General features: G+C 43.2%; 16 protein-coding genes. 12 read left to right on the top strand and 4 right to left on the bottom strand.

The features are described 5' to 3' along the window. Nucleotides 1–34 precede the first annotated feature (34 nt). The 12 genes from ppsA to alr all read left to right on the top strand — a co-directional run bounded on the left by ppsA (nucleotide 35) and on the right by alr (nucleotide 13,154). Nucleotides 35–2,413: a phosphoenolpyruvate synthase gene (gene ppsA, locus NI465_RS05630; RefSeq protein WP_180037368.1), complete on the top strand. Its 2,379-nt coding sequence runs from the start codon at nucleotides 35–37 to the stop codon at nucleotides 2,411–2,413. A gap of 419 nt (nucleotides 2,414–2,832) precedes the next feature. Continuing rightward, nucleotides 2,833–3,630 carry an RDD family protein gene (locus tag NI465_RS05625; protein ID WP_005252149.1) on the top strand — a complete coding sequence of 266 codons (798 nt, stop codon included), beginning with the start codon at nucleotides 2,833–2,835 and terminating at the stop codon, nucleotides 3,628–3,630. A gap of 298 nt (nucleotides 3,631–3,928) precedes the next feature. After that, on the top strand, nucleotides 3,929–5,023 hold the full coding sequence (gene cyoA, locus NI465_RS05620) for a ubiquinol oxidase subunit II (protein ID WP_005252151.1): 1,095 nt from the start codon (nucleotides 3,929–3,931) through the stop codon (nucleotides 5,021–5,023). Nucleotides 5,024–5,026: 3 nt separating this feature from the next. Further along, nucleotides 5,027–7,015, top strand: a complete 1,989-nt coding sequence (gene cyoB / locus NI465_RS05615; protein WP_005252153.1) for a cytochrome o ubiquinol oxidase subunit I — start codon at nucleotides 5,027–5,029, stop codon at nucleotides 7,013–7,015. A 4-nt stretch (nucleotides 7,016–7,019) separates the two neighbouring features. Next, on the top strand, nucleotides 7,020–7,640 hold the full coding sequence (gene cyoC, locus NI465_RS05610) for a cytochrome o ubiquinol oxidase subunit III (protein ID WP_004278786.1): 621 nt from the start codon (nucleotides 7,020–7,022) through the stop codon (nucleotides 7,638–7,640). After that, nucleotides 7,640–7,966: a cytochrome o ubiquinol oxidase subunit IV gene (locus tag NI465_RS05605; protein ID WP_004645410.1), complete on the top strand. Its 327-nt coding sequence runs from the start codon at nucleotides 7,640–7,642 to the stop codon at nucleotides 7,964–7,966. Before cyoC ends, NI465_RS05605 begins: the two co-directional genes overlap by 1 nt. A 10-nt stretch (nucleotides 7,967–7,976) precedes the next feature. Further along, the gene (gene cyoE / locus NI465_RS05600; RefSeq protein WP_004645412.1) at nucleotides 7,977–8,855 is read left to right on the top strand and encodes a heme o synthase; all 879 of its coding nucleotides are present in this window, start codon (nucleotides 7,977–7,979) and stop codon (nucleotides 8,853–8,855) included. Nucleotides 8,856–9,292: 437 nt separating this feature from the next. Continuing rightward, on the top strand, nucleotides 9,293–9,679 hold the full coding sequence (gene rpsF / locus NI465_RS05595) for a 30S ribosomal protein S6 (protein WP_004278789.1): 387 nt from the start codon (nucleotides 9,293–9,295) through the stop codon (nucleotides 9,677–9,679). A 12-nt stretch (nucleotides 9,680–9,691) separates the two neighbouring features. After that, a complete protein-coding gene (gene rpsR, locus NI465_RS05590; protein WP_004278792.1) occupies nucleotides 9,692–9,919 on the top strand; it encodes a 30S ribosomal protein S18 in 228 nt (75 codons plus the stop codon). Nucleotides 9,920–9,928: 9 nt separating this feature from the next. Then, nucleotides 9,929–10,375: a 50S ribosomal protein L9 gene (gene rplI / locus NI465_RS05585; protein ID WP_004278793.1), complete on the top strand. Its 447-nt coding sequence runs from the start codon at nucleotides 9,929–9,931 to the stop codon at nucleotides 10,373–10,375. A gap of 216 nt (nucleotides 10,376–10,591) precedes the next feature. Beyond that, complete coding sequence (gene dnaB, locus NI465_RS05580; RefSeq protein ID WP_005247269.1) at nucleotides 10,592–12,034, top strand: replicative DNA helicase; 1,443 nt, start codon at nucleotides 10,592–10,594, stop codon at nucleotides 12,032–12,034. 49 nt (nucleotides 12,035–12,083) lie between these two features. Continuing rightward, nucleotides 12,084–13,154, top strand: a complete 1,071-nt coding sequence (alr, locus tag NI465_RS05575; RefSeq protein ID WP_253144566.1) for an alanine racemase — start codon at nucleotides 12,084–12,086, stop codon at nucleotides 13,152–13,154. 46 nt (nucleotides 13,155–13,200) lie between these two features. Here alr and NI465_RS05570 read toward each other — a convergent pair whose 3' ends face one another. The 4 genes from NI465_RS05570 to NI465_RS05555 form a co-directional block, all read right to left on the bottom strand. Next, nucleotides 13,201–13,632 carry a BLUF domain-containing protein gene (locus tag NI465_RS05570; RefSeq protein WP_219309172.1) on the bottom strand — a complete coding sequence of 144 codons (432 nt, stop codon included), beginning with the start codon at nucleotides 13,630–13,632 and terminating at the stop codon, nucleotides 13,201–13,203. Nucleotides 13,633–13,714: 82 nt separating this feature from the next. Further along, nucleotides 13,715–14,449: a proteasome-type protease gene (locus tag NI465_RS05565; RefSeq protein ID WP_004278798.1), complete on the bottom strand. Its 735-nt coding sequence runs from the start codon at nucleotides 14,447–14,449 to the stop codon at nucleotides 13,715–13,717. 13 nt (nucleotides 14,450–14,462) lie between these two features. After that, entirely contained in the window at nucleotides 14,463–15,242 is a 780-nt protein-coding gene (locus NI465_RS05560; RefSeq protein WP_005252164.1) for a transglutaminase family protein, read from the bottom strand. Then, nucleotides 15,239–15,841: an alpha-E domain-containing protein gene (locus NI465_RS05555; protein WP_005106612.1), complete on the bottom strand. Its 603-nt coding sequence runs from the start codon at nucleotides 15,839–15,841 to the stop codon at nucleotides 15,239–15,241. The genes NI465_RS05560 and NI465_RS05555 overlap by 4 nt, the downstream gene beginning before the upstream one ends. Between the last annotated feature and the right edge of the window lie 10 nt (nucleotides 15,842–15,851).

The raw sequence follows: 15,851 nt of genomic DNA, 5'->3' as shown, positions 1-15,851 counted from the left end.
TAGTGATTAATACTGCAAAAGTGGAGTAACAACTTTGGAAGCGCGCGTAATTGGTCTGGAAAAATTAGGGAAGCACGACGTTGAGCTGGTCGGTGGGAAAAACTCATCACTAGGCGAAATGATCAGCCACTTATCAAATGCTGGTGTATCTGTGCCAGGTGGTTTCGCAACGACTGCCGATGCCTACCGTGAATTTCTCGAGCAAAGTGGCCTAAACGCTAAAATCAATGCAGAGCTTGCTGCACTCAATGTTGATGATGTAAATGCACTTGCTGAAACTGGCGCAAAAATTCGTCAATGGATTGTGGATACTCCACTTACGCCTGCATTAGAACAAGAAGTTCGTACAGCATTTGCAGAACTTTCTAACGGCAACCCTGACATCGCGGTTGCCGTTCGTTCTTCTGCAACTGCAGAAGATTTGCCGGATGCTTCTTTTGCCGGCCAGCAAGAAACTTTCCTGAACATTCGTGGTATCGATAACGTTCTGATCGCGATCAAAGAAGTATTTGCATCTTTGTACAACGACCGCGCAATCTCTTACCGTGTACACCAAAACTTTGCCCATGATGTAGTTGCCCTGTCCGCTGGTGTACAACGCATGGTTCGTTCAGAAACTGGTGCTGCCGGTGTAATGTTTACGCTAGATACTGAATCAGGCTTCCGTGATGCAGTATTCATTACCGCATCTTATGGTTTGGGTGAAATGGTTGTTCAAGGTGCCGTCAACCCTGATGAATTCTATATTTCTAAACCGCTTTTAAATGCAGGCCGACACGCGATCCTTCGTCGCAACCTGGGTTCTAAGCACCAGAAAATGATTTATGGTGAAGAAGCATCTGCAGGTAAATCTGTCGTTGTCGTGGATGTTGAAAAAGCTGAACGCCAACAGTTCGCTTTAAACGACCAGGAATTACAAGAACTTGCTAAACAAGCGCTGATCATTGAAAACCACTACGGTGCACCAATGGACATCGAGTGGGCAAAAGATGGCGATGATAGCAAGATTTACATCGTTCAGGCGCGTCCTGAAACTGTAAAAAGCCGTGAAAATGTCGGCACCATGGAACGCTACCTGTTGAAACAACGCGGTACTGTGATCTGTGAAGGCCGTTCAATCGGTCAACGCATTGGTTCTGGTAAAGTCCGCATTGTGACGTCTATTAAAGAAATGGACAAAGTACAAGACGGTGATGTTCTTGTATCTGATATGACTGACCCGGATTGGGAACCAGTCATGAAACGTGCAGCTGCGATTGTAACAAACCGTGGTGGTCGTACTTGTCACGCAGCAATTATTGCACGTGAGCTTGGTGTTCCTGCAATCGTGGGTTGTGGTAATGCAACTGAAGTTCTTGTAGACGGTCAGGAAGTGACTGTGTCTTGTGCTGAAGGTGATACTGGCTTTATCTATGAAGGCGCACTAGATTTTGAAATTCAAAAGAATTCAATTGAGTCTATGCCTGCTCTTCCATTTAAAGTAATGATGAACGTGGGTAACCCGGATCGTGCATTTGACTTTGCTCAAATTCCAAACGCAGGTATTGGTCTGGCGCGTCTTGAATTCATTATTAACCGTATGATTGGTGTTCACCCGAAAGCATTAATCAATATTGACAGCCTTCCACGTGAAACACGTGCAGCAGTCATGGCGCGTACTGCAGGTTATGCATCTCCAATTGAATTCTATGTAGAGAAACTGGTTGAAGGTATCTCGACACTTGCTGCTGCATTTGCAGACAAGCCAGTCATTGTTCGTATGTCAGACTTCAAGTCTAACGAATATGCAAACTTGATCGGTGGTAAGTTATACGAGCCAGAAGAAGAAAACCCGATGCTAGGTTTCCGTGGTGCAAGTCGCTACGTTTCTGATAACTTTCGTGATTGCTTCGAACTTGAATGTCGTGCATTGAAAAAGGCACGTGATGAAATGGGTTTAACCAATATCCAGATCATGATTCCATTTGTTCGTACTGTTGCTGAAGCGAAACGTGTAATTGAACTTCTTGCATTAAATGGTCTTAAGCGCGGTGAAAACGGCCTTAAAGTGATCATGATGTGTGAACTTCCAACCAATGCTTTATTGGCAGATCAATTCCTTGAACATTTCGATGGTTTCTCTATTGGTTCAAACGACTTGACACAATTAACGCTTGGTCTTGACCGTGACTCGGGTATTGTCTCTCACCTATTTGATGAGCGCGACCCTGCAGTTAAGGCGTTGCTTTCTCTTGCAATTCAAGCATGTCGTAAAGCTGGCAAATATGTCGGTATTTGTGGTCAAGGTCCTTCCGATCACCCAGATCTTGCACAATGGTTAATGGAACAAGGTATCGACTCTGTATCTTTAAACCCAGACTCGGTACTTGAAACTTGGTTCTTCCTGGCTGAAGAAAAAGTGCAAAAAGCATAAGCAATTGTGAATAAAAAAGACCCTTTGATAGGGTCTTTTTTATGAGATAGATATTATGATTTACTGTTTGAAAATTAATAATTAAAGGCCTAATCGCAAGATTAACGATTGAATTTATAAATATAATTAAATCAAAGCTTATCAACACATAAAGACTGTAATGACAAACAAATACCAACAGTAAAGTCATATCAAAATGGCAATAATAATGAATAACCATTGAGTGTTCGGGAAGATATTTTTAAGAGTAGAGATCCTTGCAATTTTGTATGGGCGCATTTTTAATAAGAAATATGATTGAAAATCCTTAATTAATCTATATCTTACGATGAGAGGATGTTTGTTTTCAAAACAGAATTCAATACAATCTTGTTCAAAGCTATTATCAGTTCACATTTATATATTGAGATTCAGTCTATATGCAGATTTACTTGGCACGAAACAATCAACAAGCTGGTCCATATACGCTCGAGCAATTGAATCAGATGCTGGCGAATCAACAAGTCATGCTGACTGACCTGGCATGGCATCAAGGCATGACCGAGTGGAAAGCCTTAGGTGAACTTACCCAAGGAAAATCGGTATATCAACCCGAAGGTTATGTCGCTCCAGCAGTCACACCTGAAACGCCGGTATTCCAGAATAGCCAACCAACGACTTCGGCCTACTCACAGCCTCATACTCAAACAGTAACTCAAAAAAATGAACTTGCCAGTATTCCAAGCCGTATCCTGGCCAAAATTGTAGACGTATTACTGTGGCTACCAGCAACCTTCATTTTGACTGCTTTTTTTACGCCTGAACAGGAAACGCGGTTTGCTCAACTGAATGAAGAATTCATGAATGTTGTGCTGAGTAGCGATGCAGATCCTGCAATGGCTCAGCAATTACAGACTCAAATGTTTGAGATGTTTTCTCAGCAGGCGTGGCTTGCCACAGCGGTCTATTTGATTATCATGCTGGCCATTCAAGCCTTTCTGATTGCCAAATCAGGCCAAAGTATTGGTAAAAAGCTCACGAAAATCAAAATTGTAGATGTAGAATCAGGTGAAAAGACCAGCCTGTTGCGCGCCTTTACTATTCGTAGCGTATTTTTCATATTTTTAAATATTGTATTTATGCCACTGAGTTTAATTATTGACTGGGCCTTCGGATTGGGCAAAAAACGTCAAACCTTGCACGATAAACTCGCAAAAACGCAAGTTGTGAAACAATAGTGCAGGAATACACAAAATGGGATGAATATCATCCCATTTTGATTACAGAACTTTGAAATTGAAATAAAATTCCCATAAATCCCCCCCAATCCAGACCAGCAAAATCGGTTTTTATTACAGGCATTTAAAGCGCCCTAGATATAGCTTAGTTCGTGAATCTCAGGCATAATGCCCTACAACGTAGCGGTGTATTGTGATTAATAGGATGTTTTGTAAAATTCAGCCTTTTTTGTCATGTGCACTTTAATCGCTATCCCATATTAAATTAGGGAATGGGACTCTTCACCGAGGTTGTAAAATGAGACAAACGATTTTAGCTGTATTGTCTTTATCTGCGATGACTGCACTCTTGACCGGGTGTGGTGGTGATATGGTACTTCTGAACTCTAAAGGTCCAGTTGCAGCAGGTCAAAGTAACCTGATGATGACTGCGATTTACTTAATGCTTTTGGTGGTTATTCCATCAATCATCATGGCATTATGGTTCGGTTGGAAATATCGTGCATCGAATAAAGACGCAGACTATAAACCTACATGGGCACACTCTACTGCGATTGAAATTGTAGTATGGGGTATCCCTGTCATTATTATTGGTATTTTAGCTTGGTTAACTTGGTGGGGTTCCCACAAGTATGACCCATACCGTCCAATTGAAGCAGATAAAGCACCTTTAACTGTTCAGGTTATTGCTGAGCAATTTAAATGGATCTTCATCTATCCTGAGCAAGGCATTGCAACTGTTAACGAATTGCGTTTCCCAGAGCAAACTCCGGTAAGCCTTCGTTTAACCTCTAACTTCACGATGAACTCGTTCTTCATCCCGGCGTTAAGTGGTCAGATTTATGCAATGGCAGGTATGCAAACTCACCTTAACTTCTTAGCTGATGAAACTAGTCCAGCTGAAGGTTATCGTGGTTTCTCTTCAAACTATTCAGGCTATGGCTTCTCACAAATGCGCTTCCGTGCACATTCTGTGACTGATGCTCAATTTGCTGAATGGGTTTCTGCTATTCAGGCAGGAAACGGTACTTCAGTTAACCCTAATGCAGTACAAAAAACTGTTCTAGACCAAGCTGAATTTGCAAGCTTACGTGACGGTAACCGCGGTGTTCACCAGATCGAAGCGATTATTGCAAGAGCTAAGACTCCTGAAGAGAAGGCTGCTGCTGAAGCAATGAAGCCTTACCCTACTAAGCCACATCCTGTGACTTACTACTCTTCTGTAGAGCAAGGTTTGTTTGAATCTGTGATTCACAAGTATATGAGTAACTACCACGGTGCTGACCATTCAGCTCCTGTAGAAGCTGCAGCGACTGATGCTGTTGCTCATGAAGCGTCTGCTTCTGAAGCTCATGTAGCTGGTGAACATGCGACTGCTTCTCAAGGAGAATAAGACATGAGCTTCTTAGGTAAGTTAGGTCCGGATGCAATTCCTTACGATCCAATCGTATTGGCAACTGTTGCAATGATGATCTTGGGTGGTATCGCAGTTGTTGCCGGTATTACCTACTTCAAAAAATGGGGCTACCTGTGGAACGAATGGTTCACATCTGTAGACCATAAAAAAATTGGTATCATGTACCTGTTCGTATCGATCATCATGCTGGTGCGTGGTTTCGCCGATGCGATCATGATGCGTCTTCAGCAGTTCCTTGCAAAAGGTGGCGGCGAAGGTTATTTACACCCTGAGCATTACGATCAGATCTTTACCGCGCATGGCGTGATCATGATCTTCTTCGTGGCAATGGGTCTTGTTGTTGGTTTGATGAACATCTCTGTACCGCTTCAAATCGGTGCACGTGACGTTGCATTTCCATTATTAAACTCACTCAGCTTCTGGTTATTCGCCGGTGCTGCGGGTCTAATGATGGTGTCACTCGCGTTAGGTGAGTTCGCTGCAACAGGCTGGATGGCATACCCTCCACTGTCTGGCATTGAATACTCTCCAGGCGTAGGTATGGACTACTATATCTGGGCACTGCAAATTTCAGGTCTGGGTACGCTATTAACGGGTGTTAACTTCTTCGTTACCATCATCAAAATGCGTGCGCCTGGCATGAAACTTATGGAAATGCCAATCTTTACCTGGACATCTTTATGTACAGCAGTATTGATTATTGCGGCTTTCCCAGTGTTGACTGCAACAATTGCAATGTTAACGCTTGACCGTTACTTCGGTTTCCACTTCTTTACTAACGACTTGGGTGGTAGCCCGATGTTGTACGTGAACTTGATTTGGACTTGGGGTCACCCGGAAGTATATATCTTGGTATTACCAGCATTTGGTATTTACTCTGAAGTTGTTGCGACTTTCTCGCGCAAAGCATTGTTCGGTTACAAATCAATGGTGTATGCAACAGTAGCAATCACAGTATTGTCATTCGTTGTATGGGTTCACCACTTCTTTACTATGGGTGCTGGTGCCAACGTTAACGCGTTCTTCGGTATCATGACCATGATTATTGCGATTCCTACAGGTGTGAAAATCTTCTCTTGGTTATTCACCATGTACAAGGGTCGTATTGTTTACACTACTCCAATGCTATGGACACTAGGCTTCCTGGTAACTTTCGGTATCGGTGGTTTAACAGGTGTATTGATGGCGGTTCCACCAGCGGACTTCCTGGTACATAACTCTTTATTCCTGATTGCTCACTTCCATAACGTAATTATTGGTGGTGTAGTATTTGCGATGTTCGCAGGTATCATCTTCTACTGGCCGAAAATGTTCGGTTGGAGACTGAATGAGACTTGGGGTAAAGCAGCGTTCTGGTTCTGGTTCTTCGGTTTCTACTTTGCGTTCATGCCACTTTATATCCTTGGTTTCATGGGTATGACACGTCGTTTGAATACATTTGACAACCCAGAATGGGACCCGTATGTAAATATCGCGATGTTCGGTGCAGTTCTGATTGCGCTTGGTATCGTATGTTTCATTCTGCAAATCGTGGTTGGTTTCTTACAACGTGACCAACGTCTGGATTTGACTGGCGATCCATGGGATGGTCGTACCCTTGAATGGGCGACATCTTCTCCTGCTCCGTTCTATAACTTTGCTCATCTTCCAAAGATCAATGGTATTGATACTTTCTGGATCGAGAAAGAAAATGGTGTTGCGTATGCAAAACCAACGAAGTACGAAGATGTTCATATGCCAACTAACCGTGCTGCCGGTTTCGTTATCGCGATGTTCATCACTGTTATGGGCTTCGGTTTAATCTGGCACATCTGGTGGTTAGTAGTTGTTACGTTCCTTGCTTCTATCATTAGCTTCATCGTGTCTTCTTTCACCAAGAAAGTGGATTACTATGTTCCAGCTGCTGAAGTTGAGCGTATTGAAAACGAACGCTATGCGATTCTTGAAAAACACTTGAAGAAGGACTAAGACAATGGCTGAAGTACTTCATCACGATAACCACGGACACGATGAGCATCATCATCACGATGATACTGACATCACCGTCTTTGGTTTCTGGACTTACTTGATGAGTGACCTTGTCCTGTTCGGTACACTCTTCATTGCGTTCGCTGTTTTGAGTAGCCACATTCCTGTGGGTACTCCAAGTGCGAGAGACCTGTTTGGCGACTCTTTAGGTTTCGTTCTTACTGAAACCTTCGCCCTCTTGATCTCTTCTGTAACCTTTGGTTTTGCAGTTCTTGCTGCATACAAAAAAGACGTTGCAAAAGTACTGACTTGGTTAGCGATTACTTGGGTATTCGGTGCTATCTTCATCGGCATGGAACTATATGAATTCAATCATCTAGTTCATGCGGGTCACGGTCCAAGCACAAGTGCGTTCTTATCTGCGTTCTTTACTTTGGTAGGTACGCACGGTATTCACGTAACTTCTGGTCTGGTCTGGATGATCGTGCTTATGGTTCAAATCAAGAAATATGGTTTGACTCTTGCAAACACGCGTCGTCTAGCTTGCCTAAGCTTGTTCTGGCACTTCCTTGACATCGTTTGGATCTGTGTATTCAGCGTAGTTTACTTGATGGGAGTTCTGTAATGAGTCACGATCATAACGCTGCTGGCGAATCACACGGTAACGTTAAGCAATATACCGTCGGCTTCATCCTTTCTGTCATCCTTACCGTAATTCCATTCGGTATGGTGATGGCAGGCGGTTTTGGCCGTGGTATTTTGATTACTGTCATCGCGATTACTGCGGTTGCTCAGATTCTTGTGCAGTTAATTTACTTCCTGCATATGAACTCTTCTTCAGAGCAACGCTGGAACGTGATTGCATTCGTGTATACCATCTTAACTATCGCTATTCTTTTAGTGGGTTCTGTATGGATCATGAATTACCTACACTACAACATGATGATCTAAACTGGTCGTCATGCTGAAAAAGTATTTATTCCTGACTAAGCCAGGAATTCTCTTCGGTAACTTTGTTACCACTTTGGGTGGCTACTTCGTAGCCACTCAAGGTTCTGTAGATTTCCTTCTCCTGCTTATTACCCTTCTCGGTACTACGCTTGTCGTAGCATCAGGATGTGTGGTCAATAACGTGATTGACCAGGACATCGACCAAAAAATGCAGCGCACCCAAAACCGTGCTCTGGTCACCAAAACCATTTCCGAACCTGTTGCCCTGGCCTTTGCCCTGGTATTAGGCATCGCTGGTTTTAGTCTTTTATGGTTCTGGGTAAATGCGTACGCTTTCTTATTCGCGGTGATTGGTTTTGTCGTATATGTTGGTTTCTACAGCCTATGGACAAAACGAACCACAATTCATCAAACTGTTGTAGGCAGTATTTCTGGTGCAGCTCCGCCTGTCATTGGTTATACCGCAGTGGCCAATCAATTTGACCTCGGTGCGTTACTGATCTTTTTAGGTTATGCGCTATGGCAAATGCCTCACTCATGGGCGATTGCGATTTACCGCTTTGATGATTACAAAAATGCAGGCATTCCGATCTTGCCTGTGGCACGTTCGATTCATCGTACCAAGATTGAATCACTGGTTTATGTGGTGTTATTCACGCTGACCATGAATGCGTTATTTGTCTTTGGTTATGCCAACTGGTTCTATGCAGTGATTTTAAACTTACTGTGCATTTACTGGTTGTATATCGGTGTCATTGGATTTAAAGCTGAAAATGATCAACTTTGGGCAAAGAAATATTTCTTGTTCTCGGTGATCCTGATTACTGTCATTAGTATTATCTTTAGCTTTACCTCAACTGCGCCATCTACACAGATTGTATTTTTTTAAAAAGATAGAGTTAGTCTCTATCTTTTTTTATTTTGTTTCTCTTAATCCCCTACTTCCAATAGTTGTAGAGCAGAATCAAAAATTCGGCTTTATAAAGCTAAACCTCGATCTTCCTGATCGCTTAGAAAATTCAATCTTTCTGGTTCCAGACTCCGATCCTTCAGTTTTCTAGATTTTCTGGCCTGATAAGTAAAGCTTGATCTTCGCAACAATACATGTGCTGAATTTAACCAGTCCAAATTTGCTTAAAGCCAAAGTCAGGTTCTGATGATCGATCTGGTTATAGAGATAATTTCGCAAAAATGTCTTATTTGGTTGAAATTATCCCTAAAGATCACTACAATTCCCCCTTCGCAAACACTGCGACACAACTTTGGTTGTGACTCCTTGCTTCAATTTACTTAAATTGGGGCTGTCCAAACCGTAAGGAGCTGACAATGCGTCATTACGAAATCGTACTTTTAGTACACCCTGATCAAAGCGATCAAGTAGTTGGTATGGTAGAACGCTACCTAACTCACATCAAAGAAGCTGAAGGTCAAATTCACCGTCTTGAAGACTGGGGCCGTCGTCAATTGGCTTACCCAATCAACAAGATCCACAAAGCTCACTACATTCTTATGAATGTTGAGTGTGGTCAAACTACTCTTGATGAGCTTGAAGAATTGTTCCGTTATAACGACGCAATCATTCGTAGCCTTATCATTCGTCGTGAAAACGCTATCACTGAAGAGTCACTATTGGCGAAGAGTGCTGAAGAAAAACGTGCGCGTAAAGCTCAACGTGAAGAAGCACAACACGCTCAAGACTCTGCTGAAGCTTAAGGAGAACATAACATGGCACGTTTTTACCGTCGTCGCAAGTTCTGCCGCTTTACAGCTGAGAACGTTACGTACATCGACTACAAAGATATCGACACTTTAAAACAGTACATTACTGAAAACGGCAAGATTGTTCCTAGCCGTATTACAGGTACTAAAGCTCGTTACCAACGTCAATTAGCGTTAGCTATCAAACAAGCTCGCTACTTGTCTTTGATCCCTTACACTGACAATCATAAGTGAGGTTGAGCTGTGGATATTATCTTATTACAACGCATTAAAAACCTAGGTAAACTAGGCGATAAAGTTTCAGTTAAAGCTGGTTACGGCCGTAACTTTCTTATCCCTCAAGGTAAGGCTGTTGCTGCAACTGAAGCAAACACTGCTGCTTTTGAAGCTCGTCGTGCTGAACTTGAGAAAGAAGAAGCTGCTATCTTGGCTGCTGCTCAAGCACGTGCTGACCAATTGAACGAAGTGAACATCGTTATCACTGCGAAAGCTGGTGACGAAGGTAAACTATTCGGTTCTATCGGTACTCGTGACATCGCTGACGCGTTGACAAATGCTGGTCTAGAAGTAGACCGTGCTGAAGTACGTCTTCCAAATGGCGCGCTTCGTCACACTGGCGAATTTAACATCGCAATCCAATTGCACCATGATGTTACTGCAGAAGTTCTAGTTACTATCGTAGCTGAGTAATTTCTCGCCTCAAAAAGAGCATGCGAAAGCATGCTCTTTTTTTATCTCTAAAAAATATAATCTAGCCAACACTGTCAAATTCATTTTATTATTCGTGTTTACAAAAAATTGCACTTCGCATTTTTGATCAGAGCGCGTATCATTTCATCTCGTAGTGAATAAACGCTATTCATCTCCGACGATATTTAACCATTGTATTTAAAATCAGGGATTTATATGTCACAGGCGAATGCCAGCAAAAAGGTAGCTACTGCTAAACCGGAAATTGTTACTGAAAATAGCAATCTCAAGGAGTTCCGTACTCCACCTCACAATTTAGCAATTGAACAGGCTGTACTTGCTGCCCTTATGACTGTGGCTGAATCTTTTGAGCAGGTCGGTGATGTGCTGACCGAAAATGATTTTTATGCCACCCGACACAAATATATCTTCCGTGCCATTGAGCAGCTCTCTAAAGAAAACTCGCCTTATGATGCGGTTCTGGTGCATGACTGGCTCATCAAACAAAACTTGCTCGATGCAATTGGTGGCGAAGAATATCTGATGCAATTAATGGCAGATTCGCCATCGAGTTTCTATAACCTGGAAACTTATGCAGGCAAAATTAAAGAATTCTCTACCCTGCGTAGTATGATTAAAGTCAGCTCTGAAATTTTACAAAATGCCTATGACACCAAAGGCCGTACTGTCAGTGAAATTCTGGATCTGGCTGAGACCAATATTTTCTCGATTGCCGAACAGCATAATAACAATGCCAAAGCGCAAGGGCCTAAGCCGATCAACTCGGTGGTCGCGGACGTATTCGACAAATTAAATGAACTGTCGCAAATGGAAGGCAGCATTACCGGTTTAACCACTGGTTTTGTGGAACTGGATAACAAAACTTCCGGCATGCAATCCGGCGACCTGATTATTGTTGCGGCGCGTCCATCCATGGGTAAAACCACCTTTGCCATGAATCTGGTCGAAAGTGTCTTATTCAATAACAATCTGCCTGCTCTGGTCTATTCGATGGAGATGCCAGCCGACTCCATCGCCATGCGTTTGATTTCATCATTTGGTCGCGTGCATCAGGGACATTTACGTTCTGGTAAAATGGACAGTGATGAATGGTCAAAAGTCACCAGTACCATTGTGCATTTACAAGAAAAAAATCTGTATATCGATGATTCTTCTGCGCTACCACCAACAGAATTACGTGCCCGTGCGCGTCGTATTGCCAAAATGCATGGCGGAAAGCTGGGCTGTATCATGGTCGATTACTTGCAGCTGATGAAAGTACCCGGTATGGGCGATAACCGTGTCGGCGAGATCTCGGAAATCTCCCGAAGCTTAAAAGCTTTAGCGAAGGAAATGCAATGTCCAGTAATTGCCCTGTCACAGCTCAACCGATCGCTGGAAAACCGTCCAAACAAACGTCCGGTGATGTCCGACTTGCGTGAATCCGGTGCGATTGAGCAGGATGCCGACTTGATCATGTTTATTTACCGGGATGAGGTTTATAATAAGGAATCCAAGGAAGCTGGCACCGCCGAAATTATTATCGGTAAACAACGTAATGGCCCGATTGGTACCGTGCGTCTGGCATTCGAAGGTCAATATACCCGCTTTAGTAATCTCTCACCTGAGTTCTATGCTCAGTATGATGACGAAGAGTAATCAGGCTCTCGTCATCACATTTCCATCGTCCCTCTAGGAGTAATTTAGGGTGCGTCAAGCTACAGTTTATATTGACAGCGCTGCGCTGCAATATAATTTAAACCGTGTCAAACAACTTGCCCCAACCGCGAAAATCGTCAGCATGGTGAAAGCCAATGCTTATGGACACGGAGTTAAAGACTGCTTAGCAGCCTTAAGCGAAACCGATGCCTTTGGTGTTGCCTGTCTGCAAGAAGCCCTGGAAATTCGTGAATTAGGTTATTTACAGCCGATCACGCTTATCGAAGGTGTTTTTTCACCAGATGAGATGCCAATCGTAATTGAACAAAATATTGAAGTCATTGTGCATCAACAGGCACAAGTCGACTGGTTAATTGCACATAAAGATGCCTATATCGCCAAAGAACTTAAAGTCTGGGTCAAACTGAACAGCGGCATGAACCGCCTGGGCTTTAAGATTGAAGCGATCAAAGACGTAATTTATACGCTAAAAGCCGCAGGCTTTACTTGTGTACTTGCCATGCACTTCGCCAATGCAGATGCCGAGCATCCACTGAATGATGAACAAATCCGTCAATTCCTGGAAATTAAAAATGATTGCGCTCCAATTTTAGCCTCTTGCTGTAACTCGGCTGCAATCTATAAATATCCAGAATTGCATTTTGACTATGTGCGTCCAGGGATCATGCTCTACGGTGCGACGCCCTTTTCAGACCGGGATGTGCATGATCTGGACTTAAAGCCGGTCATGACGTTTACAGCTGAAATTATTGCCTTGAATGAGATTCAAGCGGGTGAGCATGTCGGTTATGGTTCAACGTTCACCGCAGATCAAGACATAACTTTGGCCATTGTTTCAATTGGCTATGGTGATGGCTACCCTCGCGCTTTCCTAAAACAGAACTATGTCGCGATTAATGACCAGCAAACTCGCGTGATCGGCCGCGTAGCGATGGATATGATCGCTATTGATGTCACAGGGTTAGAGGTGCAATTGGGCACAGAAGTCGAACTTTGGGGTAAAACCCGTCTGGTGGATGATGTGGCTGAAGCGAATGGCACGATTGGTTATGAACTATTATGCCGACTGAGCAATCGTCCACTACGCCAAGTAGTCTGATCTAGTCCTCAAAGTAAAAAAGCCCAACATAGGTTGGGCTTTTTCTTTAGGCTGACTTTTGTTCTTCGCCCTGCTCTATGCATAATTGCATTAATAAGGCATCGACATGACTTTGCTGAAAGTCAAAAGGATTAAACTCATCAAATCCCATTTCCCGACAGAATTGCTGGATTTGACTGCGTTTAGAAATATATTTCATCGACCAATCTGGGAAACTCGGATATTCAATTTCCTTGGTCTCAAATAATTTAATATCCTGATGGCGAGGATCTTTATTCAGTCGCTCCACCAGCAGACTTTTTAAAGTGGGACATTCCCCTTCGAGACATTGAAAAAAATGACCATCTGCGAAATACAGTACACCTGTCACTTGATGCTGGTAATTAAAATCACGAGCTTCTTTCAGGATATTCGCCAAATCTTCAAGTAAGTCAGGTTTGGGAGAAGTACTTTTACTGGCGTAACAAAATTGGTACATGCGCTAACTTCTCTATTTTTATTATGCTGAACTGCATAGAAGTTAACACTGTACGCGAAAAACCTGAACCCGGATAGGTTTATTATAAGAAATACTCATTAGAGGGAACCGGAAGTTCCGCCAATCCTTTTTTCAAGGTCTCTGACCATTGCCGGCTGATTGACGTGAAATACTCATCATCTTCGGCAATACGCTTGCCTCTTGGCATGATCAGACTGTCTTTTTTATAGACCAGCACATCGAGGGGCATACCAACCGATACATTGGAACGTAGGGTCGATGCAAATGAAATCAGGGAACAGCGCAAAGCTTCATCCAGCGGCATATCATAAGTCAGCGCACGATCCAGGATCGGCTTGCCATATTTACTTTCGCCAATCTGAAAATACGGCGTATCGCGTGTGGCACAGATAAAGTTCCCTTGCGGATAGACATGATAAAGCTGCATATCCTGATCTTTAAGTTGTCCACCGACCAGCAGATTGCAATAATAATTGCTTTGTTCCGAAATATCGCTCGTAACATTCGCAATCACTTTCTTCAGCATACTACCCACCAGCTCAGCGACATCAAACATGGTGTGCAGACTCAAGATATTGGGTTCCTGCTTCAGTTCGAGCTGATTTTTGATATGCCCAATTACTGCTTGTGTTGTTGCCAGATTTCCGGATGCCTGTATGACGATCATACGTTCCCCGGGAATACCAAAGGTATACAACTTTCGAAATACAGAAATGTGATCTACTCCGGCATTGGTTCGGGTATCACTGATAAAAAGCATACCTTGCTCTAAACGTAGTGCACAACAATACGTCATTCATTCGTCCTTATTAACATCCTAGCACTTGAACGATGGAATGCATGGATTCCACACCGCCCTTTTCTCTGACACCGCGTACCGGCGCCACATCCCAATAATCCCGTCCAATCGCCACATAAACATGCGAACTTGGAGTAAACAACAGATTACTGACATCAAAACAATACCATGTCTGGTCTACAAACACCTCTACCCAAGCGTGACTGGCCAGATGCGAAGCATTTTGTGCATATAAATAACCAGAAACATAGCGTGCAGGCAAACCTAGATATTTGCACATGGCAATAAAAATATGACTATGGTCCTGACAGACGCCCTGTCTGGACTCAAAGGCATCTATTGCAGAGCCTTGCACTGAAGTACTGTTTGAAATATAAGGCACATGCTCCAGCAAGGCCTGTGCCAGTCCAATCAAATGCTGACGGGTTAATGCAGGAACATGACGTTGTGCAAAGTCTTTCATTGCTGCATTACATTGGGTTGATTCGGTCGGCTGTAGAAAAAGATTGGGATTGATTGAATCATTCAGTCCACTCTGATGCGCAGGATTTAGCTCGACTATTCCTTGCGCCATGATAGTCAGGGAATAATAAGGTTCCCGCTGGCTACAGGTCATCCACAGATTATGAAATGCATCTTTCCGGATTTCTTTATTACCCGGTACACTGATATCCCAAGAATGAACCCGCTGATGCGCATTGCTCGAAGGCATCATTTTAATGTACTGAATACTGTTCCTCACCTCGGCCGTGTACATATAATGCGTTTGGTGATTCACCATCAATTTCATACATCTGCCTCAAACATTTGATGGATATGGTCACTAAACTGGTAGAACTGAATCCGGTTCGGTTCTGTACGCAACTGTTCCCAGTACTGTTCCAGATCATCCCAGCCCATTTCCACCAGAATTCTGACCACATAATCAATCTTGCAGAGTGTGGTACTAGTCTCTTCACCCAGGCGTAACTGATGATCGAGCTGTTCGACACATTGCCCTAGACTAAAAAACAGAAAAATATCGGAAGATTCGGCTTCCAGAATATCTTCACATTCCGTCACCACTTCACAGATATAACCAGCATTTTTGTCTGCGGTTTTGATCAGTTTCATCAGTTCCGCATAGCCTGAAGCAGACAGCACCCCTCGTAATTCCTGAATATTGTCTTTGGCCACTTTAAACTGCTGGCTAAAAGACGCCACTTGCGTAGGATCAAGTACTAGCTCATTTAGGGAACTGGCATCAAAGGCAGGTAAACAGAAAGCATGGGCATATGCCACTGCCGCTTCGTCTTCTAAAAATGGAAAGCGAGCACATAAAAAATGAGTGCGAGATAAATAACGCCCTAACCAAAAAATATGTTGCGCATTGCTATTCAGCAAAACCATGACATTTTCC

The sequence above is a fragment of the Acinetobacter lwoffii genome (assembly GCF_024129855.1).
In the GTDB taxonomy this organism is placed as follows: Bacteria; Pseudomonadota; Gammaproteobacteria; order Pseudomonadales; family Moraxellaceae; genus Acinetobacter; species Acinetobacter lwoffii_L.
This window is presented reverse-complemented; position numbering and strand designations above follow the sequence as displayed.

What these genes read in the sequence shown, in the direction of transcription:
- NI465_RS05565 (WP_004278798.1), bottom strand. Translation starts at nt 14,449, where the DNA reads ATGACGTATTGTTGTGCACTACGTTTAGAGCAAGGTATGCTTTTTATC.
- cyoB (WP_005252153.1), top strand. Translation starts at nt 5,027, where the DNA reads ATGAGCTTCTTAGGTAAGTTAGGTCCGGATGCAATTCCTTACGATCCA.
- NI465_RS05560 (WP_005252164.1), bottom strand. Translation starts at nt 15,242, where the DNA reads ATGAAATTGATGGTGAATCACCAAACGCATTATATGTACACGGCCGAG.
- rpsF (WP_004278789.1), top strand. Translation starts at nt 9,293, where the DNA reads ATGCGTCATTACGAAATCGTACTTTTAGTACACCCTGATCAAAGCGAT.
- NI465_RS05605 (WP_004645410.1), top strand. Translation starts at nt 7,640, where the DNA reads ATGAGTCACGATCATAACGCTGCTGGCGAATCACACGGTAACGTTAAG.
- cyoE (WP_004645412.1), top strand. Translation starts at nt 7,977, where the DNA reads ATGCTGAAAAAGTATTTATTCCTGACTAAGCCAGGAATTCTCTTCGGT.
- dnaB (WP_005247269.1), top strand. Translation starts at nt 10,592, where the DNA reads ATGTCACAGGCGAATGCCAGCAAAAAGGTAGCTACTGCTAAACCGGAA.
- NI465_RS05570 (WP_219309172.1), bottom strand. Translation starts at nt 13,632, where the DNA reads ATGTACCAATTTTGTTACGCCAGTAAAAGTACTTCTCCCAAACCTGAC.
- rpsR (WP_004278792.1), top strand. Translation starts at nt 9,692, where the DNA reads ATGGCACGTTTTTACCGTCGTCGCAAGTTCTGCCGCTTTACAGCTGAG.
- cyoA (WP_005252151.1), top strand. Translation starts at nt 3,929, where the DNA reads ATGAGACAAACGATTTTAGCTGTATTGTCTTTATCTGCGATGACTGCA.
- NI465_RS05555 (WP_005106612.1), bottom strand. Translation starts at nt 15,841, where the DNA reads ATGGTTTTGCTGAATAGCAATGCGCAACATATTTTTTGGTTAGGGCGT.
- NI465_RS05625 (WP_005252149.1), top strand. Translation starts at nt 2,833, where the DNA reads ATGCAGATTTACTTGGCACGAAACAATCAACAAGCTGGTCCATATACG.
- cyoC (WP_004278786.1), top strand. Translation starts at nt 7,020, where the DNA reads ATGGCTGAAGTACTTCATCACGATAACCACGGACACGATGAGCATCAT.